General features: G+C 66.7%; 21 protein-coding genes. 9 read left to right on the forward strand and 12 right to left on the reverse strand.

Going from position 1 to position 21059, the window contains the following annotated elements; translation table 11 throughout:
* Positions 1–10 precede the first annotated feature (10 nt).
* Together dut and coaBC are read right to left on the reverse strand one after the other, a co-directional pair.
* Positions 11–469 carry a dUTP diphosphatase gene (gene dut, locus CFK21_RS14820; RefSeq protein WP_096367378.1) on the reverse strand — a complete coding sequence of 153 codons (459 nt, stop codon included), beginning with the start codon at positions 467–469 and terminating at the stop codon, positions 11–13.
* Positions 435–1691 carry a bifunctional phosphopantothenoylcysteine decarboxylase/phosphopantothenate--cysteine ligase CoaBC gene (gene coaBC / locus CFK21_RS14825; RefSeq protein ID WP_096367379.1) on the reverse strand — a complete coding sequence of 419 codons (1257 nt, stop codon included), beginning with the start codon at positions 1689–1691 and terminating at the stop codon, positions 435–437. The genes dut and coaBC overlap by 35 nt, the downstream gene beginning before the upstream one ends.
* Positions 1692–1809: 118 nt before the next feature.
* On the opposite strand from coaBC, the gene radC reads away from it, so the two are divergent.
* The 3 genes from radC to rpmG all read left to right on the forward strand — a co-directional run bounded on the left by radC (position 1810) and on the right by rpmG (position 3036).
* A complete protein-coding gene (gene radC / locus CFK21_RS14830) occupies positions 1810–2484 on the forward strand; it encodes a RadC family protein (protein WP_096367380.1) in 675 nt (224 codons plus the stop codon).
* 137 nt (positions 2485–2621) lie between these two features.
* Positions 2622–2858, forward strand: coding sequence for a 50S ribosomal protein L28 (gene rpmB, locus CFK21_RS14835; RefSeq protein WP_096367381.1), 237 nt, complete (start codon positions 2622–2624; stop codon positions 2856–2858).
* Positions 2859–2868: 10 nt separating this feature from the next.
* Complete coding sequence (gene rpmG / locus CFK21_RS14840; protein WP_096367382.1) at positions 2869–3036, forward strand: 50S ribosomal protein L33; 168 nt, start codon at positions 2869–2871, stop codon at positions 3034–3036.
* A 105-nt stretch (positions 3037–3141) separates the two neighbouring features.
* On the opposite strand, the gene CFK21_RS14845 is transcribed toward rpmG, so the two are convergent.
* A complete protein-coding gene (locus CFK21_RS14845) occupies positions 3142–4344 on the reverse strand; it encodes a DesA family fatty acid desaturase (RefSeq protein ID WP_096367383.1) in 1203 nt (400 codons plus the stop codon).
* A 166-nt stretch (positions 4345–4510) separates the two neighbouring features.
* Between CFK21_RS14845 and CFK21_RS14850 the strand changes: the two genes are divergently transcribed.
* Entirely contained in the window at positions 4511–5725 is a 1215-nt protein-coding gene (locus tag CFK21_RS14850; protein ID WP_096367384.1) for an EAL and HDOD domain-containing protein, read from the forward strand.
* A gap of 115 nt (positions 5726–5840) precedes the next feature.
* Here the strand turns inward: CFK21_RS14850 and CFK21_RS14855 are convergent, their stop codons facing one another.
* Positions 5841–7811 (reverse strand): hydantoinase/oxoprolinase family protein, encoded by a 1971-nt coding sequence (locus CFK21_RS14855; RefSeq protein WP_096367385.1) that lies wholly within the window; start codon positions 7809–7811, stop codon positions 5841–5843.
* 112 nt (positions 7812–7923) lie between these two features.
* Between CFK21_RS14855 and CFK21_RS14860 the strand changes: the two genes are divergently transcribed.
* From CFK21_RS14860 to CFK21_RS14875, 4 genes are read left to right on the forward strand one after another with little or no spacing between them, the layout of a single operon-like run.
* Positions 7924–8865: an ABC transporter ATP-binding protein gene (locus CFK21_RS14860; protein WP_096367386.1), complete on the forward strand. Its 942-nt coding sequence runs from the start codon at positions 7924–7926 to the stop codon at positions 8863–8865.
* Entirely contained in the window at positions 8865–9617 is a 753-nt protein-coding gene (locus CFK21_RS14865; protein ID WP_172844312.1) for an ABC transporter permease subunit, read from the forward strand. The genes CFK21_RS14860 and CFK21_RS14865 overlap by 1 nt, the downstream gene beginning before the upstream one ends.
* A gap of 10 nt (positions 9618–9627) precedes the next feature.
* Complete coding sequence (locus tag CFK21_RS14870; RefSeq protein ID WP_096367388.1) at positions 9628–11001, forward strand: GldG family protein; 1374 nt, start codon at positions 9628–9630, stop codon at positions 10999–11001.
* A complete protein-coding gene (locus tag CFK21_RS14875) occupies positions 11001–11864 on the forward strand; it encodes a DUF4340 domain-containing protein (RefSeq protein ID WP_096367389.1) in 864 nt (287 codons plus the stop codon). The genes CFK21_RS14870 and CFK21_RS14875 overlap by 1 nt, the downstream gene beginning before the upstream one ends.
* 192 nt (positions 11865–12056) lie before the next feature.
* Here the strand turns inward: CFK21_RS14875 and CFK21_RS14880 are convergent, their stop codons facing one another.
* Positions 12057–13463 (reverse strand): dihydrolipoyl dehydrogenase, encoded by a 1407-nt coding sequence (locus CFK21_RS14880; protein WP_096367390.1) that lies wholly within the window; start codon positions 13461–13463, stop codon positions 12057–12059.
* Positions 13464–13560: 97 nt separating this feature from the next.
* On the opposite strand from CFK21_RS14880, the gene mutM reads away from it, so the two are divergent.
* The gene (gene mutM, locus CFK21_RS14885; RefSeq protein ID WP_096367391.1) at positions 13561–14376 is read left to right on the forward strand and encodes a bifunctional DNA-formamidopyrimidine glycosylase/DNA-(apurinic or apyrimidinic site) lyase; all 816 of its coding nucleotides are present in this window, start codon (positions 13561–13563) and stop codon (positions 14374–14376) included.
* 14 nt (positions 14377–14390) lie between these two features.
* Here mutM and ggt read toward each other — a convergent pair whose 3' ends face one another.
* From ggt to CFK21_RS14920, 7 genes are all read right to left on the reverse strand, one after another.
* Positions 14391–16121 (reverse strand): gamma-glutamyltransferase, encoded by a 1731-nt coding sequence (ggt, locus tag CFK21_RS14890; protein ID WP_096367392.1) that lies wholly within the window; start codon positions 16119–16121, stop codon positions 14391–14393.
* Positions 16122–16231: 110 nt separating this feature from the next.
* Entirely contained in the window at positions 16232–16945 is a 714-nt protein-coding gene (locus CFK21_RS14895; RefSeq protein ID WP_096367393.1) for a VPLPA-CTERM sorting domain-containing protein, read from the reverse strand.
* A 346-nt stretch (positions 16946–17291) separates the two neighbouring features.
* Complete coding sequence (locus tag CFK21_RS14900; RefSeq protein WP_096367647.1) at positions 17292–17546, reverse strand: YfhL family 4Fe-4S dicluster ferredoxin; 255 nt, start codon at positions 17544–17546, stop codon at positions 17292–17294.
* Between the two features lie 61 nt (positions 17547–17607).
* Positions 17608–18087 carry a pantetheine-phosphate adenylyltransferase gene (coaD, locus tag CFK21_RS14905; RefSeq protein ID WP_096367394.1) on the reverse strand — a complete coding sequence of 160 codons (480 nt, stop codon included), beginning with the start codon at positions 18085–18087 and terminating at the stop codon, positions 17608–17610.
* Between the two features lie 7 nt (positions 18088–18094).
* The gene (gene rsmD / locus CFK21_RS14910; protein WP_096367395.1) at positions 18095–18697 is read right to left on the reverse strand and encodes a 16S rRNA (guanine(966)-N(2))-methyltransferase RsmD; all 603 of its coding nucleotides are present in this window, start codon (positions 18695–18697) and stop codon (positions 18095–18097) included.
* A gap of 261 nt (positions 18698–18958) precedes the next feature.
* Positions 18959–19597 carry a lamin tail domain-containing protein gene (locus CFK21_RS14915; protein ID WP_157745718.1) on the reverse strand — a complete coding sequence of 213 codons (639 nt, stop codon included), beginning with the start codon at positions 19595–19597 and terminating at the stop codon, positions 18959–18961.
* Between the two features lie 151 nt (positions 19598–19748).
* The gene (locus CFK21_RS14920; RefSeq protein WP_172844313.1) at positions 19749–21053 is read right to left on the reverse strand and encodes a M16 family metallopeptidase; all 1305 of its coding nucleotides are present in this window, start codon (positions 21051–21053) and stop codon (positions 19749–19751) included.
* Positions 21054–21059: the final 6 nt, after the last annotated feature.

Genomic DNA, 21059 nt, shown 5'->3' on the forward strand with positions numbered 1-21059 from the left:
ACAGCAGCCGTTATTGCCGGCCCGTATGCCCGAAACCGCCGGCTCCGCGCACGCTTGCGTCGAACTCGCTGACCCGCTCGAATTCCGCCCTTACCACCGGCACGAACACCATCTGCGCGATCCGATCCCCCGGCTCGATGGTAAAAGCGCCCTCCCCGCGGTTCCAGCAGGACACGAACACCTGCCCCTGGTAGTCCGAATCGATCAGTCCGACCAGGTTGCCCAGCACGATGCCGTGCTTGTGGCCCAGCCCGGAACGCGGCAGCAGCACGGCGGCCAGATCGGTCTGCTCCATATGGATGGCGATCCCGGTCGGGATCAGCACGGTCTCGCCCGGGGCGACGGTGAGGGCCGCGTCCACGCAGGCGCGCAGGTCCATGCCGGCCGCGCCGTCGGTGGCGTAATCGGGAAGGGGAAATTCATGTCCCAGACGTTCATCCAGAACCTTGAGCTGAACCTTTCTCTGCATGAGTTGCCTTTGTTGTGTTATCGGACGAAGCGTCGTGAAACCGTTGCGCGACAATTGCAATCAATTCCCGTGCCAGCTGCGGCTTGGACTGGCGCGGCAGTGATTCGGAGCCCCCTTCCCAGTACAGGGTCAGGGCATTGTCCTCGGCGTCGAAGCCCAGCCCCGGGCCCACCAGGTTGGCGGCGATCAGATCCAGCGATTTCTGCATCCGTTTGGTGCGCGCATTGGCATCCAGATCACCGGTCTCGGCAGCAAAGCCGACGGTGAAGGGCCGCGGTTCACCCTGGGCCACTTCCGCCAGAATATCCGGATTGCGCACCAGATCCAGCGACAGGTTCGCATCCCGCTTTTTCAGTTTCTGCGCCGCCGCCTGCGCCGGACGGTAGTCGGCCACGGCGGCGGCGCCGATGAAGATGTCGCAGCCGGGCAGCTGCGCCCGTACCGCTGCGCGCATCTCCTCCGCGGTCTCCACCATCACCCGTTCGATGCCCGGCGGGCCGTCCAGTGCCACCGGCCCGCTGACCAGGGTCACCCGTGCACCCGCCTCGCGCGCCGCGGCGGCCACGGCATAGCCCATGCGGCCGGAACTGCGGTTGCTGACGTAACGCACCGGGTCGATGGCTTCGCGGGTCGGACCGGCCGTGACCAGCACCCGCAGCCCGGCCAGCCGGCCGGTCTCGAAACCGGCGGCCAGGTCGGCGATCAGGTCCTGCGGCTCCCGCATCCGGCCCGGGCCGGTCTCGCCGCAGGCCTGTTCACCGACCTCCGGCCCCAGCAGCCGGGCACCGCGCCCGGCGAGCAGACTGACATTGGCCCGGGTCGCCGGATGCGCCCACATGGCCTGGTTCATGGCCGGCGCCAGCAGCAGCGGCGCCCGGCTGGCCAGGCACAGGGTGGCGAGCAGGTCGTCGGCCCGCCCCTGGGCCAGCCGGGCCAGCAGGTCGGCGCTGGCCGGGGCCACCAGTACGGCATCGGCCCAGCGCGCCAGCTCGATGTGATCCATGCCGGCCTCGGCATGCGCGTCGAACAGTTCGCTGCGCACCGGCTGCCCCGACAGGGCCTGCAGGGTCAGCGGCGTGATGAAGCGTTGAGCGCCGGCGGTCATCACCACCCGCACCTCGGCCCCGGCCGCGCGCAGGCCGCGCACCAGTTCGGCGCTCTTGTAGGCGGCGATGCCGCCGCTCACCCCGAGCAGGATGCGTTTTCCGATAAGGGATTGCATGACGGGAAGTTTATCAGAGGTTGCGCCATTCACCCACGCGCCGGGGCCAGGCCGCTGGTCCCGGCCCATGCCCCCGGCTATGATACGCCCGTTGAGACTGTCGACACGGAGGTTGACCATGACGATCCGGGACTGGCCGGCGCAGGAGCGGCCGCGCGAAAAACTGCTGTCCCAGGGGGCGGCGGCCCTGTCGGATGCCGAACTGCTGGCCATCTTTCTGCGCACCGGAATACCCGGCAAGGACGCCGTGGCCCTGGCCCGGGAACTGCTCCGCAGCCATGACGGCCTGCGCGGCCTGCTCAGCCTGGGACCGCGCGAGCTGGAAACCGCCCCGGGGCTGGGGCCGGCCAAGTACGTCCAGCTGCAGGCCGCCCTGGAAATGGCGCGGCGCCACTACCTGGACCGGCTCAAGCGCGGCAGCGTGCTGAGCAACCCCGACGACACCCGCCGCTACCTGCACGCCCGCCTCAGCCATTATCCCCATGAGGTCTTCGCCTGCCTGTTCCTGGACAACCGCCATGCCGTGATCGAATGCGAGGAACTGTTCCGCGGCACCCTGAACAGCGCCGCCGTCCATCCCCGCGAAGTGGTCAAGGCCGCGCTCGGCCACAACGCCGCCGCCGTGATCCTGGCCCACAACCATCCCTCCGGGGTGGCCGAGCCCAGTCATGCCGATCAGCAGCTGACCCGGCGCCTGAAGGAGGCGCTGGCCCTGGTCGAGATCCGGGTGCTGGACCACCTGGTGATCGGGACCGGCGAGACGGTTTCCCTGGCCGAGCGGGGACTCATATGAATCAATGAGTTGCCGCCGCATGCCGGCGCCGGCGACCGGCATCGGGGATGCTTGCCCCGTCGCCCGGGTTCTGACATAATGCGCGGCTCTTCTCGGCGTGTGAGCCGAATGGAACGATTTTCTGAAGGGTTCTAGCCATGTCCAGAGTATGCCAGGTCACGGGGAAGCGTCCGGTCACGGGCAACAACGTCTCCCACGCGAACAACAAGACCAAGCGGCGCTTTCTGCCGAATCTGCACACCCACCGCTTCTGGGTGGAGAGCGAGCAGCGCTGGGTGAAACTGCGTGTCTCCGGCAAGGGCATGCGCATCATCGACAAGAAGGGCATCGAGACCGTCCTGTCCGAAATCCGCGCCCGCGGCGAACAGGTCTGAGGAGGCAAGCATGGCCAAGGCAATCCGCGAAAAGATCAAGCTGGTCTCCAGCGCCGGCACCGGTCACTTCTATACCACCACCAAGAACAAGCGCAACACGCCGAACAAGCTCGAGTTCAAGAAGTACGATCCGGTGGTGCGCCAGCACGTGACCTACAAGGAAGCCAAGATCAAGTAAGGCTTCCGATCACCGGACCCAATAAAAAACCCGGCCATGCCGGGTTTTTTATTGGGTTGGTCACGCCTGCCTGTGCCGCCGGAGTCCGCCGGCTCAGGTCATCGGTCAGGCCGGCTGCGGCAGACTGTAGCAGCGCAGGCGCCGGGCGAACTGCTGCAGGGCCTGGATGCCGGTGGCCTCGGCCTGGGCGCACCAGTCCTGCAGCGCAACCAGCATCTGCTCATGACTGGTCGGACGCTGGGCCCACAGCGCGGTCAGCCGGCGCTTGAACTCGTACACCACCTGCAGCCGCTGGCGCTCGTTGAGCGCCCGTTGCAGCAGGCTCTCGCTGCGCGCATCCAGCAGGGTCTCGTTGCGCACCAGCACCTTGCGCGCGCGCCGCAGCAGGCGGCGGCAGGAGCGGTCGGCGCTGCGCCACTCCTCGCGCAGCACCGGCAGCATGACCTGGCGGGCATAGTCCGACATGACGTGCAGGCGGTTGCGCACCACGGCGCGCACGGTGTCGACGTCCAGCGCCTGCTTGGCCGGATCCAGGCGGGGCATGGGGGCGGTCTTGTTGACCGCGGCCAGGCCCAGGATCTCCAGCAGTCGGATATAGAACCAGCCGATGTCGAATTCCCAACGCCGCGAGGACAGCTTGGCCGAGCCGGGGAAGGCGTGATGGTTGTTGTGCAGTTCCTCGCCGCCGATGATCAGGCCCAGCGGCACGATATTGGTCGACAGATCGGCACTCTCGAAGTTGCGATAACCCCACCAGTGGCCGAGGCCGTTGATCACGCCCGCCGCCCAGATGGGGATCCACAGCATCTGTACCGCCCACACGGTCAGACCGATGACACCGAACAGCGCCAGGTCGATCAGCAGCATCAGGCTGACGCCGAGCATGGGAAAACGCCGGTACAGGTGCCGCTCCAGGGCGTCATCGGGCGTACCCTGGCTGAACCGGGCCAGGGTCTCGGGATTTTCGGCCTCGGCCCGGTACAGTTCGGCGCCCCGCCACAGGACCGTGCCGATGCCGCGCGTGTTCGGGCTGTGAGGATCGTCCTCGGTCTCGCACCTGGCGTGGTGCTTGCGGTGGATGGCAACCCACTCGGCGGTGACCATGCCGGTGGTCAGCCACAACCAGAAGCGGAAAAAGTGGCTCACCGCCGGATGCAGGTCCAGGGCCCGATGGGCCTGATGGCGATGCAGGAAGACAGTGACGCTGACAATGGTAATATGGGTCAGGCCGAGGACGGCCAGCACGAGGCCCCACCAGGGCAGATCAGCAAGCCCCTGAGCAAGCAGGGAGAGCATAGGGTCAAACATGAAGTAATGGCTCTTTCGGACGTTACAGAAGGGTAAACCCTACTCTAGCACGGCTGTCAGGGCTTTGCCGAAACAAATTCACCCGCCGGCAGTCCCCAAATCCCGGCAACCGTGGGCGGACCGATCCCGAGAGAGGCACCCGGCGTGCCGCCCCAGGACAGCGTACATGCAGGACATCTACATCGGCCGCCAGCCGATCTACGACCGCAACCTCAATGTCTATGCCTATGAGCTGCTGTTTCGCAGCGGGCTGGAAAATGCGGCCATGTTCTCCGACGGCGACCGGGCGACCTCTCATGTCATCAACAATGCCTTCCTGGAGTTCGGCCTGGAAAAACTGGTCGGCCGCCACCGCGCCTTCATCAACCTGACCCGCGCCTTCCTCACCGGGGAATGGCAGCTGCCCTTCCCCAAGGACCGCATCGTGCTGGAAGTGCTGGAAGACATCGAACCCGATGCGGCCGTGATCGGCGCCGTGCGCGAACTGCGCCGCTCGGGCCACACCCTGGCCCTGGACGATTTCCTCTACCACGACAAGCTGCGTCCCCTGATCGAACATGCCGACATTATCAAGATCGACCTGATGGCCGTCCCGGACGGGGAACTGGTGGCCCACCTCGACCAGTTGCGCGGCTATCCCGTGCACCTGCTGGCCGAAAAGATCGAGACGCTGGAGCAGTTCGAGCAATGCCGTGAGCTGGGCTTCGACTATTTCCAGGGCTACTTCCTCTCGCGCCCCCAGGTGATCTCCGGCCAGGCCGTGCCCGCCAGCGGCCTGGCCACGGTCCGGCTGCTGGCCCAGCTGCAGGACCCGGATGTGACGCCCGAGGAACTGGAGGCGCTGATCAGCCAGGACCTGGGCCTGAGCTACAAGCTGCTGCGCTATATCAACTCCGCCTTCTTTGCCCTGCCCCGCAAAGTGGATTCCATCCGCCAGGCGGTGGTCTACCTGGGCAACCGGACCATCAAGACCTGGGCCACATTGCTGGTGTTCTGCGGCGTGGAAGACCGGCCCACCGACCTGATGACCATCGCCATGCTGCGGGCCCGGATGTGCCAGCTGCTGGCGGAAAAGACCGGCGACGCCGAACCGGAGATCTATTTCACCGCCGGCCTGTTCTCGGCCCTGGAGGCGCTGCTGGGAATGCCGCTGGACCAGATCCTCGAGGCCCTGCCGCTGTCGGACACTCTCAAGGCCGCCCTGCTGCATCATCAGGGCGCCATTGGCGAGGCTCTGAGCTGCGTACTGGCCTACGAGCGCACCCAGTGGGATAGCGCGCAGTTCCGTGACCTGACGCCGGCCGGGATCACCGAGGCCTATGTGGAGGCGGCCCGCTGGGCCGACGAGACCACCGAGCTGCTGCTGGGGACCACGAACTGAGGTGGCCGTAACACGCGGGGCGCAGGGCCGGTACGTAGGATGGGTGAAGCGCAGCGCAACCCATCATTCCACCCGGGCCAGGCGATGGGTTACGGCGCATGCGCCTCCACCCATCCTACGCGCCGGCTGAAAAAGTCAGCAGCAGGTTGCCCCAGCGATCCACCTCGCAACGCCAGCCCGGCGCCAGCCAGGTGGTGGCCACGGTCTCGGTGATCAGGGCCGGCCCCGCCAGACACTGGCCGGCGCCGAGCGCGTCGCGGGCATGGACCGGCACCTCCGCCTCCAGCCCCGGCATCGCAACCCGGGCTTCGGGCGCGGCCTCATCCGGCGCACGTTCAGGCAGCACCAGATCCGGGGCCGGCCCCGCGACCTCCAGCCGCAGATTGACCAGTGCGACCGGCCGCGCCAAACGGTGACCGTAGCGGGCCTCGTGCGCGGCATGAAAGGCCGCAGCGGTGGCGGCAATCCCCTCCCAGAGCAGGGTGAGCACGAAGGACTGGCCTTCGTAACACAGATCCAGCGAGGCGCGCCGCTGCAGCCGCCCGGCATCCAGACCCTCGGCCGCCAACTCCGCGCCCCCCTGGATTGCCAGTTCATTGAGTGCCGCCTCGAGCTCGGCGGCTGCGCAATCCTCCAGCCGGGCCGGCCAGGCCCGCGACAGCTGCCGCGCCGGCGCCGCGCTCAGCATGCCCAGCGCCGACAGCACCCCGGCCTGCACCGGCACCAGCGCCCGGCGCATGCCCAGCGCCTCGGCCAGGGCGCACACATGCAGGCCGCCGGCCCCGCCGAAGGAAGTCAGCACATAGTCGCGCGGGTCCAGGCCGCGCTGCACCGAGATCACCCGCAGCGCCCGGGCCATGTGCTCATTGGCGACCCGGACGATGCCGGCGGCCGCCGCTTCCGGCGTCAGGCCGAGCGGTTCGGCCACCCGCAGCACGGCCATGCGGGCAGCCTGCGCATCCAGCCGCATGCCACCGTCGAGGAAGGCCTCGGGCCGCAGCCGCCCCAGCACCAGGTTGGCGTCGGTGACTGTGGGTTCGGTCCCGCCGCGGCCGTAGCAGGCCGGCCCGGGGGCGGCCCCGGCCGATTCCGGCCCCACCAGGAGCATCCCGCCGGCATCGACCCGGGCAATGGAGCCGCCGCCGGCACCGATGGTGTGCATGTCCACCATGGGCACGGCCACCGGGTAGCGGCCGATGCGGCCCTCGGTGGTCAGGCGCGGCTCGCCCTCGATCAGGGCCACGTCGGTGGAGGTCCCGCCCATGTCGAAACTGAGCAGGCGCTCGCAGCCGGCCAGCCGGCCGACGAAGCCGGCACCCCTCAGACCGCCGGCCGGCCCCGACAGCAGCAGGTGCACGCCGTGACGGGCGGCCTGGTCAGCATCCACCAGGCCGCCGGCGCTCTGCATCACCGCCACCGGCGCCGGGGCCACACCGGCCTTCAGCCGCTGCAGGTAGCCCTCCACCAGCGGGCCGACATGGGCATTGAGAAAGGTGGCCATGCCGCGTTCGTATTCCCGGATCTCGGGCAGCACCTCGCTGGAACAACTCACGAACAGGTCAGCGGGCAGGGCGGCGGCAATGCGCCGCTCGTCCTCGCCGTCGAGGAAGGCGAACAGCAGGTTGATGGCCACGGCACGCGGCTGCAGGCGTTCGATCGCTGTCTTCAGTTCGGCCAGATCCGCATCGGTCAGGGGCGTGATGACTTTGCCCCGGGCATCGCGCCGGCCGCCGGTCTCCAGGCAGTGTTCCGGCGGCAGCGGGGGTTCGACCGGTTCGGGCTGCAGGTTGTACAGCTCGGCCCGGGCCTGGCGGCCGATGGCCAGCACATCGCCCAGGCCGCGGTTGGTGATATAGACCGTCTTCACCCCCTTGGCTTCGAGCACTGCGTTGGTGGCGACGGTCGAACCGTGCACCAGACTCATGCCCGAGGCGCCGGCCAGACCCAGCTCATCCAGGCCCTGCAGGATGGCGCGCTCGGGCGCGTCCGGGGTGGACAGCACCTTGTGCACGCGCACCCGCCCGTCCTGCAGAACGACGAAATCGGTGAAGGTGCCGCCGGTGTCTATGCCTACCCGTATTGACATGAGTATGATTAACGCCTCGAATATCCGCCTGACACAGGGAGCGCCGCCCGGCCCCCACTGCGGATCTGCCCGCACCGGGCGGTCAGACAACAAGCCGGGGATAGTAAAAGAAATGGACCGCGAAATCCTCATCCAGGCCGAACACCTGCAGCGTGACTACGGCCCCATCCGCGCCGTGCACGATGTCAGCTTCGAACTGGCCAAGGGCGACGTGCTGGGCTTTCTCGGCCCCAACGGGGCCGGCAAGTCCACCACCATGCAGATGCTGACCGGCACCCTTGCGCCCAGTGCCGGCACCATCCGGGTCCGGGGCGTGGATCTGCTGGACCATCCCAGGCGCGCCAAGCGCGAACTCGGCTATCTGCCGGAGCAGCCGCCGCTGTACCGGGAACTGACGGTCGACGAGTACCTGCGCTACTGCGCCCGCCTGCGCGGCGTGCCCGGACGCGAGGTCACCGCTGCGGTGGACCGGGCCCGCGCCCGCTGCGGACTGAACGAGGTGCGCCGGCGCCTGATCGCCAATCTGTCCAAGGGCTACCAGCAGCGCGTCGGCATCGCCCAGGCCATCCTGCACAACCCGGCGGCGGTGATCCTGGACGAGCCCACCGTGGGCCTGGACCCCATCCAGATCCGCGAAATCCGCGGCCTGATCCGCGAACTGGGCGAGGCGCACGGCATCATCCTCTCCACCCACATCCTGCCCGAGGTGCAGGGCACCTGTAACCGGGTGCAGATCATCCACCGCGGCCGGCTGGTGTTCGCCGACAGCATGCAGGGACTGGAATCGCATCTGCAGGCACAGGCCTGCATCGTCGCCTTCCGCCAACCGCCCGCCATCGAGACGCTGCAGCAGCTCGCGGGCGTGGAGGAAGTGGCCGAACTGGGTCAGGGCCGCTTCCGGCTGCGCTACACCGGCGACAACCCGGCCGAGGCCCTGACCGAACGGGCCGTGAATGCCGGCTGGGGCCTGCAGGAACTGATCCCCGAACGCCGCACCCTGGAGCAGATCTTCGTCGAACTGACCAGCCGCGACGCCGCCGAGGAGGCCGCCTGATGATCCGCGTCATCGCGGCACGCGAACTCAAGACCCTGTTTCTCTCGCCCCTGGCCTGGTCGATCCTGGGCGTGGTGCAGCTGCTGCTGGCCTACCTGTTCCTGTCCCAGATCGATCTGTTCATGACCTACGCCCCGCAGCTGGCCGGCCGGCCCAATGCCCCCGGCGTGACCGACATCGTGATCACGCCGCTGCTGGGCAATACCGGCGTCATCCTGCTGCTGATCGCGCCGCTGATCACCATGCGGGCGCTCAGCGAGGAAAGCCGCAGCCGCACCCTCAACCTGCTCATGTCCTCGCCGGTATCCATGACCGAGATCGTGCTGGGCAAGTACCTCGGGCTGCTGGGTTTCTTTCTCATCCTGCTGGCCATGATCAGCCTGATGCCGCTGTCGCTCATGGCCGGCACCGAACTCGATACCGGCAAGCTCGCCAGCGGTCTGCTCGGCCTGGCCCTGCTGCTGGCGGCCTTCACCGCCGCCGGGCTGTTCATGTCAAGCCTCACCGATCAGCCCACCGTGGCCGCGGTGAGCAGCTTCGGCCTGCTGCTGCTGCTGTGGATCATCGACTGGGCCGGTAATTCCGGCGCCGGGGTCAGCGAACTGTTCCGCTATCTGTCGCTGGTGCGCCATTATGAATCGCTGCTCAAGGGATTGTTCGATTCCAGCGACGTCGTCTACTACCTGTTATTCATTCTCACCTTCCTGGTGCTGACCGTGCAGCGCCTGGATGCCCGGCGGATGCCGCACTAGGAGCCCCGGCATGGATGTGACGCGCCAGACCAAACGCAACCTGCGCCTGCAGCGCTATCTGTTCACCCTGCTGCTGCTGGCCGCGGTCGGGCTGCTGGGCTGGCTCAGCACCCAATACCGCATCCAGACCGACTGGACCTACGGCGCGCGCAACAGCCTGTCGGCCGACAGCGAACGCCTGCTCGCGGAACTCGAGGGCCCGCTCACCATCACCGCCTTCGTCCGCGACCAGGGGCCGCTGCGTGACCAGGTACGCGAACTCGTCGGTCGCTATGAGCGGGTCAAACCGGACATCCAGGTCGAGTTCGTCAACCCTGACCGCGCCCCGGAACGGGTGCGCGAACTGGGGGTGAGCATGGAGGGTGAGCTGCGCATCGCCTATCAGGGCCGCAGCGAACGGGTACAGGAACACACCGAGCAGGCCCTCAGCAATGCCATCCTGCGGGTGGCGCGTCAGGGCGAGCGCTGGATCGGCTTTCTCACCGGCCACGGCGAACGCGACCCGCACGGCCAGGCCAATCACGACCTGGGGCACTTCGGGGCCGAGCTTGAGCGCAAGGGGCTCAAGGTGCAGAGCCTCAACCTGGCCGAGACGCGCGCGGTGCCGGACAACCTCAGCGTGCTGGTCATCGCCAGCCCGCAGCTGGATCTGCTGCCGGGCGAAGTCAGGCTGGTGCGCGAGTACCTGGAGGCCGGCGGCAACCTGCTGTGGCTGGCCGATCCCGGCGAGACCGGCGGCATGGCCAGCGTAGCCGAATACCTCGGCGTGGAGTTCCTGCCCGGCGTGATCGTCGATGCCAGCACCCAGCTGTTCGGCATCGAGAGCCCCGACGTGGTGCTGGTCACCGCCTACACACCGCATCCCGTGACCCGCGAGCTGCGCGCCATGACCCTGTTCCCGCACGCTCAGGCACTGCAGCTCAACACCACCGGCGACTGGGACGTCGAGCCCCTGCTCTCCAGCATGGAAAACACCTGGACTGAACTCGGTACGCTGGAAGGCCGCATCGGCTTCGATGCGGGCAGCGACGAGCGCGCCGGCCCGCTGGACCTGGCGCACGCCTTCACCCGCAGCCTGGACGCCGGCAGCGAGGCCGGCGAGGGTCGCACAACGGGCCAGCGGGTCGCGGTCATCGGCGATGGCGATTTCCTGTCCAACAGCTTTCTCGGCAATGTCGCCAACCTGGACCTGGGCCTGAACCTGATCGACTGGCTCAGCCACGATGACAGCTTCATCGCCATCCGCCCGCGCGCGGCCCCGGATCAGAGCCTGGAACTGGGCCGCACCGCTCAGGCCGTGATCGGCTTCGGCTTCCTGTTCGTGCTGCCGGCACTGCTGGTGCTCGCCGGCCTCATCGTCTGGCTGCGCCGGCGCAAACGCTGATGCCCGGCCCCCGCTCCCTCGTCAATGTCGTATTGCTGCTGCTGGTCGCGGCGCTGGCCGCGCTGGTCTACCTGCGCCCCGGCACGCAGACGGCGGACAGCACGTCCCTGACCCGGCTCGACCCGGCGCAGGTCCAGTCCATCCGGATCGACAATGACCGCGGCCGGATCGAACTGGTGCGCCATGATGGCGGCTGGCAGCTGCGGGAGCCGGATCTGCCCGCCGATGCATTCCAGGCGAAGATCCTTCTCAATCTGCTGAACCAGCCCTCGCAGCGCCAGTACCCGCTGGCGGAAATCGATCCCGCCGACATCGGCCTGGATCCGCCGCAGCTGGTGCTGCATTACGACGATGCCGAACTGCGCCTGGGCGGAACCGAGCCGCTGCAGGACCTGCGCTACGTGCAGTACGGCGACACGGTCCACCTGATCGAGGACCGGGTGCTGAACCTGCTCGGCGCCGGGGCCAGCGACCTGGTCAGTCGCCGGCTGGTGCCGGCGGGCACCGAACTGCAACGGCTGGCGCTGCCGGAATTCACCCTGGCACGCACCGACACCGGGGGCTGGGCCGTCAAGCCCGACCGCCCGGATATCTCCGCTGACCGGCTGCAGCGACTGGTCGACACCTGGCGCACCACGCAGGCGTTATGGGTGGGCGAGGACAAGGGCGGACCGCTGCAGGGCGAAGTCGAACTCACATTCGCCGACGGCGAACGGATACGTTACGGCATCCGCCGCAGCGAGGCGGACTTCGTGCTGGTGAGAGAGAAGCCGGGACTGGCCTATCATCTGGGGACGCAGCAGGCGGGACGGTTGCTGGAGCTCGATGCCGGCAAGGACGCAAACCCCGCTCCCGAACCGTAGGCCGACCTGAACAACGCAAAGCCCGGCATAGCTTGCCGTCACATGTTCTGCAGCGGAAGCTTCACCATACCCTGTCATTGCGAGGCGCATAGCGCCGCGGCAATCTCGAAACAGTTGCATCTGCAGCACGAGATTGCCGCGCTGCGCTCGCAATGACAGGATCGCCTGACGACTGGCAATAAGATTGAGCAGCTATTTCAGCGGTTTCAGCTCGATCGGGTGATCAAGCTCCTCGTCGAATTTTCCCTTGAGATCATACAACGCCGCCTGCAGCCCCTCCTCCATGGTGGGATGATAGAAGGGCAGACTGAGCAGATCGAACACGGTCAGATGCTGGCTGATGGCCCAGCACAGCAGGTGCCCCAGGTGCTCGGCCAGGGCGGCGACGAAGGTCGCGCCCAGGATGCGGCCATCGTTCTTATCGGCGTATACACGCAGCACGCCGCGGTTGCGGCCCATGATGATGGCCCGGCCCAGCAGCCCCATCTTCACCTCGCCAACGGCGATGGCGTCCTCATCCAGTTCGCCCCAGCCCTGGCCGACCATGACGATGTTGGGGTCGCAGAAGGTGATGGACAGCGGCGTCTTGCGTTCGAAGGCCACGGGCGTGTCCTGCACCGCGTTGAAGCCGGCGATGCGGCCCTCGTCGCCGGCCTCGTGCAGGATGGGCCGCTCGCCGGTCACGTCGCCGGCGATGAACACCGGCAGGTCGCCGACCTGCATGGTATGCGGGTCGAACGCCGGCACACCCTTGGCGTCCAGTTCGACCCCCAGCGCCTCGAGGTTGAGGGTCTTCACATTCGGCACCCGGCCCATGCACACCAGCAGCTTGTCGACCACCACCTCGTTGTCGCCGGCCGTCACCTTCAGCCTGCCTTCACCGGCTTCGCTCACCTCGGCGGCCTGCCCCAACCACAGGGGGAACTCCTTGCCGATCAGCTCGATGGCGGCATCCCGGGCGACCGGATCCTCCAGCCCGCCGATGGTCTCGGCCATATCGATGCCGGTGACATCCACCCCGAAGCGGTGCAGGGCCTGGCCCAACTCCAGGCCGATCACGCCCAGGCCGATCACGGCGACCGACGCCGGCAGGGACTCCTGCTCGAAGAACTCGTCGGTGGTCAGGATGCGGTCGCGGAAGGGTTCCCAGGCGCCGGGCACCAGCGGGGTCGAGCCGGTGGCGATAATGATCTTCTTCGCCTCGATGCGCTCGCCGTTCACCTCCAGCACATTCGGCTCGACGAACCGCGCATTGCCCTCGATGAACTCCTCCTCGCTCATCTCGTCGGTGCTGGTGGAGAGCACCTTGTCGACGAACACGTCGCGCAGGTCCTGGACGTGCTCCATGGCGTCCTCCTGGTTCAGCACCAGGCTGTCGCCGCCCTCGATGCCCTCGCGCTCGAAGATGCTGCGCCGGTGCATGTCCTCGCCGATCTGGATGGCGACCTTGGACGGCATGCAGCCGACCCGGGCGCAGGTCGTGCCCAGCTCGCCGCCGTCGATCAGCACCCAGTTGTCGGTGGCCTTGCGCACCTGGCCGACGGCGTACAGGCCGGCGCTGCCGGCGCCGAGGATGGCAACATCTACTTGTCTGGTCATGGCTTGGCCCTTGTGACTGCTTGCATTGATATTGTCGCGTCGTGTCAGGCTGGTATTCTAACGCTCCCGACCGATACTGACGAAATCCCGCGATCCCATGCCTGAATTACCCGAAGTCGAGACCACACGGCGTGGGATCGAACCGCACCTGACCGGCCGGCGCATCGTCCGGCTGGCGGTCCGCGAACGCCGCCTGCGCTGGCCGGTGCCGCGCGGCCTGGAGACCACCGTAGCGGGCCAGCGCATCCATGGCGTGCGCCGCCGCGCCAAATACCTGCTCATCGAACTCGATACCGGCAGCCTGATCCTGCACCTGGGCATGTCGGGCGCGCTGCGCATCCTGCCCACGGCGACACCCCCGGACAAACACGACCACCTGGACCTGGAACTGGACGACGGCCAGTGCCTGCGCCTGACCGACCCGCGCCGCTTCGGCGCCCTGCTCTGGACCACCCGGGCGCCGGAGTCGCACAAGCTGCTGCGCGAACTCGGGCCCGAGCCCCTGTCCGATGAATTCAACGGGGAGTATCTCCATGCGCTGTCACGCGGCCGCCGGGCGGCGGTGAAGAGCTTCATCATGGACAGCCATGTGGTGGTGGGGGTGGGCAACATCTACGCCAACGAGGCGCTGTTTCTGGCCGGTATCCATCCGGCCCGCGCGGCCGGCCGCATCAGCCGCCAGCGCTATGAACAACTGGCAGCTGCCATCAAGGCGGTGCTGGAACAATCCATCCGGGTCGGCGGCACGACGCTGCGGGATTTCACCGGCAGCGACGGCCGGCCCGGTTATTTCCGCCAGTCACTGCGGGTCTATGAGCGCGCAGGCCGGCCCTGCCCGGTCTGCGGCGAGGCGATACGGTTGAAACGCATCGGCCAGCGCTCCAGCTATTACTGCCCCCATTGCCAGAGGTAGGTCGGGTTACGCCCTCACGGGCTAACCCGACCTACATGTTCAATCAGGGCCTCCCCGATTCCCCGTGGATCACTCGCGGCCCGCACTTCGCCGGTAGCACGATTCCACTGAATCGCCTGCATGTTGCCGTAGCTGCTGTCCAGCGGCTTCAATTCGTGCCCCATGGCCTTCAGCTGCTGCTGCATTTCAGCACCAAATGCCTCCGGCTCGAACTGGATCACATCCGGCAGATACTGGTGATGGAAGCGCGGCTCGCTGACCCAATCCTGCACCGGCTTGTCCGCGGCAAAACCCAGAATACCGTGCAGCACCATGGTGATGATGCGGCTCCCGCCGGGCGTGCCCAGGATAGCGACGCGGTCATCGGTCTCGACGAAGGTCGGCGACATGCTGGACAGCATGCGCTTGCCGGGGGCGATGGCATTGGCCTCGGTGCCGACCAGGCCGTAGGCGTTGGGCACGCCCGGCTTGGCGGAGAAGTCGTCCATTTCGTCGTTGAGCAGCACGCCGGTGCCCGGCACCACGAAGCCCGCGCCGAAGGGATAGTTGATGCTGAGTGTGGCCGCGACCCGGTTGCCCTCCCGGTCCAGGATGGAGAAGTGGGTGGTGTGATTGCCGCCGCCGAAGGCCTCCGGTCCCGGCAGCGAGGCACTCGGCGTGGCCTGGTCGCGGCGGATGCCGTTGCGCAGGCCGGCGGCATAATGCGGGCTGGTGAGCATCGCCACCGGCACCTCGACGTAATCGGTATCGCCCAGATACACCGCGCGATCGCGGTAGGCGCGGCGCATGGCCTCGACTATAAGATGCGTGCGTTCGACCTCGCACAGGTCCTGCAGCCCGTAGCCTTCGAGGATGTTGAGCATGGTCACCAGGGCGATGCCGCCCGAGGACGGCGGTGCGGCGCTGGTGATGCGCATACCGTGGTACTCGCCGCGCACAGGCTCGCGCTCGATGACTTCATATTCATCCAGATCCCGCTGCGTCCAGATGCCGCCGGCCGCCCGCACGCCCGTGACCAGCCGGTCCGCGACCTTGCCGGCATAGAAGCCGTCCCGCCCCTGCCCGGCCAGGGCCTGCAGCGTATCTGCCAACTCAGGCTGACGGATCACCACACCCTCGGCGGGCACCTCGCCCTCGCGCAGAAAGATGCGTGCCGCATCGGCGGACTCCCGCAGAACATCCCGGCGGAATGCCGCCATGCGGCGGTAATGGGCCTCCACCTCGAAGCCCGCGCGCGCCAGCCGGATCGCCGGCGCCAGACTCCGGGCCAGCGGCAGGCGACCGTATTGCTCCGCCAGGTGCACCAGCGCCGCCGGCTCGCCCGGGATCCCGGCCGCCAGCGGTCCGTTCATGGAGGCACCGGGGATCAGATTACCTGCGTCGTCGAGATACATATCCCGGTGCGCGGCCAGCGGCGCCCGTTCCCGGCCGTCGATCATGACATCACGGTTCTCAGTCGCGACATGCAGCAGCCAGAAACCGCCGCCACCGATGCCGGAACCGTAGGGCTCGACCACCGCCAGCGCAGCGCTGACCGCCACGGCGGCATCGAAGGCATTGCCGCCCGCGGCCAGGATCTCGAAACCGGCCGCGGTGGCGTGCGGATGCGCGGAGGCAATCGCGGTGGCGCCGGGACGCTCGGCAGCGGAGGCCACCTGCACGGGGACGCCCACCACCAATAAGCTCAATGCCAGCACGGGCAGAGACTGCAATAGAGACAGGCAGTAGCGGAGTCGCTGGAACATGGGATCTTACCTGGTCGCGAACATGAGATTAGTCACGATAAGGCGAATACAGAAAAAAACAAGGCGGCCATTCGGCCGCCCTGTGTGTCAGGATAAACTGTTACTGTCGTTTAGTACCGACGCCGCGCAATCCCGACCAGGCCCAGCAGGCCGGAACCGAACAGCCATACTGCCGCCGGCACCGGGATAGCAGAAGGCGGAATCACCTGATCCGGGTCGTTGACAAAACTCTCACTGCCGCCGCTGTCAAAGGCTATGACATGCATGCCCACACGCAGATCGCCTGAAATCAAATCAGCAATTATATCGTTGAAGGTTTTGCCGGTCTTGAGATCGAACACGACATCCAGCCATTCACCCGGGTTGACCCCCTTCTTGGGAGGCGGCGGATCAGACTCAGCCTTGAAATACCCTGTCACTTCAAACTTCGGGGTAATCGAATCACCACCCGGCAAATCCGGAGGACTTGCATCACCCGCTGTCCATGAATCACCCGCACTGTGACTCACGTCGGCTATACCAAGCAGTTCGCCATCATCGAAATAGACTTCGGTGATAGCTGAATCAGCCGACCCGGAATTATTGAAACGGAAATTAACCTGGTTTCCACCCGGATCAGTGACATCCACGGTCAGCTGGCTTTCACCGATAGCGCAATCGCCCGAGTCGTTACCGGTGATGCACATGAAGTCCAGGCTGACCGCCGATACTGGCCCGGCGAATGCGAATGCAGCTACCGCCGCAAGTCCGCCGAGGAAACGGCGAGCCCAGTCCGACAAGCCGCTGCACGACCACAGCATATCCCTACTATTTTGATACTCCATGGGTTTTTCTCCTCCAGGCAAGCCTGCTGTTGTTCTTGTTCGTTGGCGCTGTTGTCATTATTGCGCGCATCTGGCATCCGAGTTGTTGATTGCGGATGCAATTTTTACATTGACTTTCAAGCAATATTTATTCCCGGCAATGTTTTATCTTGAAACACAGTGGGTTATGCGTTACGTCAGAGATAGCACTACCCGGACTTGCAAACTTTTCCGACATGTTCGTGCGACGGAGAACGGATAAGCCGGAAATAATTATTCAAAAAATATAGTGGGTTGCATACAAAACACCGGGCAGAAGGCCCGGTGTTAAGGATTTCGTCGGTAAGTGGGTGGAAACGGCCTGGGATCAGGCCGATTCGCTGGTGATCTTCTCGTACTTGGCCAGCAGCTGCTCCCGAGTCTCCTTGTTGTCCGGATCGACCAGGATGCAGTCGACCGGGCAGACCTCGACGCACTGGGAAACCTCGTAGTGGCCGACGCACTCGGTGCACAGATCGGGGTTGATTTCGTAGATCTCATCGCCCTGGTAGATGGCGCCGTTCGGGCACTCGGGCTCACAGACATCGCAGTTGATGCATTCATCGGTGATCAGCAGGGACATGACCGCCTCCATTCAGGACTGCCGCGCCGGGCGCGCGGGGGTATATCAGATGAAAGCGATATTAACCGAGCCGCGCCTTCAGTGCAGCCACAACTTTTTCGTGGACAAAAGGCGAGATATCGCCGCCCAGGGCGGCCACTTCCCGCACCAGGCTGGAGGAGACATAGGCATACTGCTCGGCCGGCGTCAGGAACAGGGTCTCGATCTCGCCGGCCAGATGCCGGTTCATGCCGGCGAGCTGGAACTCGTACTCGAAATCCGACACCGCGCGCAGGCCGCGCAGAATCACCTGAGCGCCGCGGCGGCGTACGAATTCCACCAGCAGGCCGTCGAAGCTGCACACCTCGACATTGGGGAGATGCGCCAGCACCTCGCCGGCCAGCGCCTCGCGCCGGGCCAGATCGAAGGCCGGTTGCTTGGCAGGACTGGCGGCGATGGCCAGGATCACCCGGTCGAACAGGCGCGCGGCACGCTCGACAATATCGGTATGGCCGTGGGTGATGGGATCGAAGGTGCCGGGATAGACCGCTGTGACATTCATGGGCGGATTATGACGCCTGCGGGGCCGGCTGCAAACCATCCGCCCGGGCCAGGTGATAACCGACCTCCCCGGATTTCCTGCTGCGTATGAGTTGCCAGCCCGCCGGCAGCAGGGCCTGCAGTGCAGCGCTGTCCAGGTCCTGCTCGGCTTCCATATAGACGTATGCCCCGGGCGCCAGCCAGCCCGGCTGGGCCAGCCCGGGCAGGCAGCGCTGCAGCCAACCCTGGCCGAAGGGCGGGTCCAGGAACACCACGTCATAGGGTTCGGCCGGTGCCCGGCCCAGAAACCGCAGCGCGTCGGTCTGCACCAGTTCCAGCCGATCCCCGGCCTGGAGCAGCGCAATGTTGTCGCGCAGCTGGCGGGCCGCGGCGCCGGCCTTCTCCACCAGGGTCACCCCGGCCGCGCCGCGCGAGGCGGCTTCCAGGCCCAGGGCGCCGCTGCCGGCGAACAGGTCCAGGCAGCGACTGCCGGCAATGACCGGGGCCAGCCAGTTGAACAGGGTCTCGCGCACCCGGTCGGGCGTGGGACGCAGACCGGACTGGTCGACGACCTTCAGCCGCCGTCCACGCCAGTCGCCCCCGATGATCCGCAACTGGTTTCGCCCGGCCATGACTTCCCCATAGCTGATGAAATATCGAAGGGTGACGGGACCGGCCGCAGATCCGACCGCGGAGGCTCGACCGTCGCGGAAACCGGCAAGGCCACGGACTTGATGCCGGAACGCCCGGGAGGCATCCCTGCAGGCTTGGCGGCCGCGTCCCTGCGGCCGACATCCGGCATCAAGTCCGTGGCCTTGCCTGCCCCAGTCCCCACGCCTGGAAGCGGAACATCATCCGGGCGCCCGGGGACGGGGTCAATGCGGACGCAGCAGTCAGGCGGTCTCGTGGCGGCGCAGCCGGGTGCCCAGCAGTGCCAGCCCCGACCCCATGAGCCAGACCGCCGCCGGGACCGGTACGGCGCTGATGGCCGTGGTCCCGGGCGTGGGGACGTCCAGCACTGCGAAATCGGCCAGGTTGCTGCCGGTCACGCCCACCCGTGCCAGGCTCTGGCCGGCGGAAACGTCGGGGGCCGGATCGCCCTGACCGGCAAACACGGCGCTGGTGAAATCGCCGTAACCCAGGGCATCGATCACCCTGCTGCCATCCCACAACTCGAGCGAATCCGGCCCGTTCTGCAGGTCCACATCGGCGAGCAGGTCGGCGCCGGGCACCGCGGTACCGCCGCTGTCCTCATCGGCGATCACGAATACGCCGTCGGGGGGAATCAGGCCGCTGAGCGCGACCGTCTTGTAGGTATCGCCGCCGCTGCCGTTGATGCCGCGCAGTTCGTAACCGGACAGGTCCAGCCCGGCCGGACCGTACAGTTCGACGAATACCTTGCCGGCGTCGCCGCCGGAGGCATCGTAGAGCACTTCGGAGAGCAGTAGTGCCGAGTGGGCCGGGGTTGTTGCGATACCCGCGAAGAACAAAGAGGCGTGCAGGGCACGCCGGTAAGATTTTCTGCCGTCCATGGCATTTCCTCCATCCTGCAAAGTGTATTTATGCTTGTTACCGGCCCCGTCCGTGGAGCCGGAAATACGGGATTATAGGGCTCGACCTGTCCCGGACAATGGCGATTCACCCGTCGAACTGTAAGCAATCACCGATGATTTTTGTAAGCCCTTACTCGGATGGCTGCTCGCCCACGATCACGGTCACCATCCGCTCCGGCTGTACCCGGCGCTGGAAGGCGTCGCGGACATCGGCGCGCGTGACCGCGTTGACCCGGTCATTGAAGCGCTGCAGGTAATCCAGCGGCAGGTCGTAGAACCCGATCATGGCAATATATTCCAGGGTCTCGCTGTTGCTGTCGATGCGCAGCGGGAAGCCGCCGGTGATGTGCTTGCGCGCCGCTTCCATCTCGGCCTCGGTCGGCCCCTCCGCGACAAACCGCGCCAGGGTCTCACGCAGCACCTGCAGGGCGGCGTCGGCCTGCTCGTTGCGGGTCTGCAGCCCGAGCACCAAGGGCCCGCGCCTGGCCATGGGCAGGAAATAGCTGTAGGCCGAATACGACAGGCCGCGCTTCTCGCGCACCTCCTCGCTGATGCGCGAGACGAGACCGCCGCCGCCCAGCACATAGTTGCCCACGTAGAGAGCGAAGTAATCCTCGTCGCCCCGGCGCATGCCGGGCTGACCCATGAGGATGTGGCTCTGCGAGGAGGGATGATCGATGCGCTGCAGGTCCGCCGCCGCCAGCGACTCGACCGCGGGTAGCGCCGGCGCCGGTTCGCCTGCCGGCAGTCCCCCGCTCACGCTGGCGGCCAGGCGCTCGGCACGGGCGCGGTCCAGGTCGCCGACGATGGCGACCACGGCATTGCGCGCGACGTAGTAGCGGCGATGGAAGGCCGCAAGCTGCTCGCGCTCCAGTGTCTGGACGCTTTCAATCGTACCCTCGCTCGGCGTGGCATAGGGATGCTCACCAAACAGCGCGGCATAGAAGGCCCGCTCGGCCACTTGCGAAGGCTGCTGGCGCATCTGCTGCAGTCCGACCAGGGTGCGCCTGCGCTCGCGCGCGAAGGCCGTCTCGGCGAATGCCGGCGCCGCCAGCACCTGGCGGTAGACCTCCAGCGCCGGCTGCAGGTGCTGTTCGCTGCTGAGACTGCGCAGGTTCACCCAGGCCATGTCGCGCCGGGCACCGGTGCCGAGCTGGGCGCCGACGGACTCCAGCCGTTCGGCGATGGCGTCGGCATCCATCTCACCGGCGCCCTGGTCGAGCAGGCCGTTGGTGAGTCCGGCCAGTCCCGGATGGCCGCCGTCGCGGGCACTGCCGGCATCGAACACCACCCGGATGTCGACCATGGGCAGTTCCGGGGCCGGCACGAAATAGACCCGCGCGCCGTTGTCCGTCAGCCAGTGCTGGATGGGCTCCATCGCCTGCGCGGGCAGCGCCGCGCACAGGCCCAGAAGAAGAATACAGATTCTGCGCATGATTCC

The sequence above is a fragment of the Thiohalobacter thiocyanaticus genome (genome assembly GCF_002356355.1).
GTDB lineage: Bacteria > Pseudomonadota > Gammaproteobacteria > Thiohalobacterales > Thiohalobacteraceae > Thiohalobacter > Thiohalobacter thiocyanaticus_A.

Excerpts from the sequence above, each read along its gene's own strand:
- dut (WP_096367378.1), bottom strand. The coding sequence starts at position 469 with ATGCAGAGAAAGGTTCAGCTCAAGGTTCTGGATGAACGTCTGGGACAT.
- coaBC (WP_096367379.1), bottom strand. The coding sequence starts at position 1,691 with ATGCAATCCCTTATCGGAAAACGCATCCTGCTCGGGGTGAGCGGCGGC.
- radC (WP_096367380.1), top strand. The coding sequence starts at position 1,810 with ATGACGATCCGGGACTGGCCGGCGCAGGAGCGGCCGCGCGAAAAACTG.
- rpmB (WP_096367381.1), top strand. The coding sequence starts at position 2,622 with ATGTCCAGAGTATGCCAGGTCACGGGGAAGCGTCCGGTCACGGGCAAC.
- rpmG (WP_096367382.1), top strand. The coding sequence starts at position 2,869 with ATGGCCAAGGCAATCCGCGAAAAGATCAAGCTGGTCTCCAGCGCCGGC.
- CFK21_RS14845 (WP_096367383.1), bottom strand. The coding sequence starts at position 4,344 with ATGTTTGACCCTATGCTCTCCCTGCTTGCTCAGGGGCTTGCTGATCTG.
- CFK21_RS14850 (WP_096367384.1), top strand. The coding sequence starts at position 4,511 with ATGCAGGACATCTACATCGGCCGCCAGCCGATCTACGACCGCAACCTC.
- CFK21_RS14855 (WP_096367385.1), bottom strand. The coding sequence starts at position 7,811 with ATGTCAATACGGGTAGGCATAGACACCGGCGGCACCTTCACCGATTTC.
- CFK21_RS14860 (WP_096367386.1), top strand. The coding sequence starts at position 7,924 with ATGGACCGCGAAATCCTCATCCAGGCCGAACACCTGCAGCGTGACTAC.
- CFK21_RS14865 (WP_172844312.1), top strand. The coding sequence starts at position 8,865 with ATGATCCGCGTCATCGCGGCACGCGAACTCAAGACCCTGTTTCTCTCG.
- CFK21_RS14870 (WP_096367388.1), top strand. The coding sequence starts at position 9,628 with ATGGATGTGACGCGCCAGACCAAACGCAACCTGCGCCTGCAGCGCTAT.
- CFK21_RS14875 (WP_096367389.1), top strand. The coding sequence starts at position 11,001 with ATGCCCGGCCCCCGCTCCCTCGTCAATGTCGTATTGCTGCTGCTGGTC.
- CFK21_RS14880 (WP_096367390.1), bottom strand. The coding sequence starts at position 13,463 with ATGACCAGACAAGTAGATGTTGCCATCCTCGGCGCCGGCAGCGCCGGC.
- mutM (WP_096367391.1), top strand. The coding sequence starts at position 13,561 with ATGCCTGAATTACCCGAAGTCGAGACCACACGGCGTGGGATCGAACCG.
- ggt (WP_096367392.1), bottom strand. The coding sequence starts at position 16,121 with ATGTTCCAGCGACTCCGCTACTGCCTGTCTCTATTGCAGTCTCTGCCC.
- CFK21_RS14895 (WP_096367393.1), bottom strand. The coding sequence starts at position 16,945 with ATGGAGTATCAAAATAGTAGGGATATGCTGTGGTCGTGCAGCGGCTTG.
- CFK21_RS14900 (WP_096367647.1), bottom strand. The coding sequence starts at position 17,546 with ATGTCCCTGCTGATCACCGATGAATGCATCAACTGCGATGTCTGTGAG.
- coaD (WP_096367394.1), bottom strand. The coding sequence starts at position 18,087 with ATGAATGTCACAGCGGTCTATCCCGGCACCTTCGATCCCATCACCCAC.
- rsmD (WP_096367395.1), bottom strand. The coding sequence starts at position 18,697 with ATGGCCGGGCGAAACCAGTTGCGGATCATCGGGGGCGACTGGCGTGGA.
- CFK21_RS14915 (WP_157745718.1), bottom strand. The coding sequence starts at position 19,597 with ATGGACGGCAGAAAATCTTACCGGCGTGCCCTGCACGCCTCTTTGTTC.
- CFK21_RS14920 (WP_172844313.1), bottom strand. The coding sequence starts at position 21,053 with ATGCGCAGAATCTGTATTCTTCTTCTGGGCCTGTGCGCGGCGCTGCCC.